Origin of the sequence: Rhizobium sp. NFR03 (assembly GCF_900111275.1) — a bacterium.
Classification (GTDB): domain Bacteria; phylum Pseudomonadota; class Alphaproteobacteria; order Rhizobiales; family Rhizobiaceae; genus Ferranicluibacter.
The window spans coordinates 1-1,886 of record NZ_FOGR01000031.1 but is presented as its reverse complement, the minus strand read 5'-3'; the positions used below and the strand labels follow the sequence as shown (position 1 = coordinate 1,886).

The 1,886-nt window shown below is 56.2% G+C and carries 1 protein-coding gene; it reads right to left on the bottom strand.

Annotation, left to right across the window (positions count from 1 at the left end):
• Positions 1-7: 7 nt before the first annotated feature.
• Complete coding sequence (locus BSG19_RS25595) at positions 8-1,864, bottom strand: sensor domain-containing phosphodiesterase (protein ID WP_092990803.1); 1,857 nt, start codon at positions 1,862-1,864, stop codon at positions 8-10.
• Positions 1,865-1,886: the final 22 nt, after the last annotated feature.

Below are 1,886 nucleotides of genomic sequence, written 5' to 3'. Positions count from 1 at the left end.
CATGAGATCACGCCACGCCTTCTTCGCGAAGGGAACTCGAATGGTCTCGAAGACGGCTCAGCGTATCGTTCAGCGCGGAAACCTTGTCCAATCGCTGTCCGCGCTCGCGCAGAAGCTCGCAGATCTGGCCAGGAGGTAGTGATTTTGAGTAGAGATAGCCTTGGCCAAGGACGCATCCCCGCTCTAGTAGGAGCTTGGCCTGTTCACGCGTTTCGATGCCCTCCACGACAACTTTGATGCCAAGGCGCTTGGCGATATGGAGAATGCCCTCGACGATGCTCGTACCCGGGTCGTTAGGCCCTAGGAGATTGGTGAAGGATTTGTCGATCTTGATGATGTCGACAGGAACGGTGATGAGGTGGGTGAGGGACGCAAAGCCTGTCCCGAAGTCATCAAGGGCAACCCGCAAGCCTGAAGCGCGTAAGGAGGCGATCTTCTTCGCAACACGACGATCACGATCACCCAGGTAAACCGACTCGGTCACTTCCAGAACGGCATGGTGCAGCGGCACCCCCTCCTGTTTGAACGCAATCTCGAGGCTTTCTGGCAAATCCGTGCATGAGAAGTCTGCGGCAGAAAGGTTGATGCCTACATGTTGAAACGGTATCCCGAGCCTGAGCCATGCACCGACATCGCGAGCGATGCACTCGATCATGCGTCGTGTCAGAGCTGCTGCGACTTGGGCATCTTTAGTAGCTTCGAAAAATTCAGCGGCTGGCACGATCACGCCATCCACTGTGCGCATGCGTGCCAGAGCCTCGACGCCGACAATATCGCCAGTGTCTATCCGAACGATCGGCTGATACCACGCCTCGACCCTGTTGTCCCTGAGCGCGGCAGCCACTTTGTGGATGGCTTCCGATCGTCTCGAAATCGCCGTTGTCAGTGCATCGTTGTAGATGAGCACGCCTCCGCGCAAGCCTTCCTTGGCGTGATAGAGAGCGATATCTGCGTTCTGGCGAACCTGCGCTACACTTAGCTCAGCTTGAGAATGGGCAATACCAATCGTGACGGTAGGGAACGCGGTGTGCTCCCCGCACGTGGCGGGGCGGCTTACCTTCCGACATATATATTCGGCCAATTCCGCTGGATCGATAGCCGTGTCATCTAGAATGACCGCAAATTCGTCGCCTCCGATGCGATAGGAACGTAACGTGCTTGCAGCCTCAGCAATGCGAGCCGCCACAGCCGTGATCAAGTCGTCGCCAGCGGTGTGACCGAACGTGTCGTTCACGTTTTTGAGGTTGTCGATATCGATCAGCAACAGCGACCACCCGGAGGAAGGGACAGTTTCTAGATCCTTGTTGTATTTGGCTCGATTAGTAAGCCCAGTTAGGGCATCCGTGTAGGCAAGACGTTCCCGCTCCAGAACTCTCTCATGACGCTCAAGGGCGATCATGCAGAGCGGCAGGCAACCTTCAACAACGCTCTGCTCGAAAGCAGTTGGACCGCGGGCGTCGTTGAAATACAGTGCGAACGTACCAAGGACCAGTCCCCTGCTTCCAAAAATAGGACTGGAATAGCATCCCTTTAAGCCCGCCGCCTGAGCTAAGCCTCTAAAGGCCGCCCACCTCGGGTCGCTTTCGATGTCATCAACCACAACAACTCGCTGCAGATATGCGGCAGACCCACAAGATCCCGCGGACGGTCCGATCGGGATACCGTCTAGCGCGGCCGAATAGTCTTTCGGTAGACTTGGTGCGACGCACGGGTGCAGCAAGCCATGTGGATCTAGTGTCAAGATCGACGCGCGAGTGCCCGGCAACAGGCTTTCCAGTTGACGGCATAACGTAGCGAGTGTTGCTTCAAGCTCGTCGCCTTGAGCAACCATCCTCAGAATACTGTTTTGAACTTCAATCAGCATAGCTGCTCCTTTCCCCAATGGA

What these genes read in the sequence shown, in the direction of transcription:
- BSG19_RS25595 (WP_092990803.1), bottom strand. Translation starts at nt 1,864, where the DNA reads ATGCTGATTGAAGTTCAAAACAGTATTCTGAGGATGGTTGCTCAAGGC.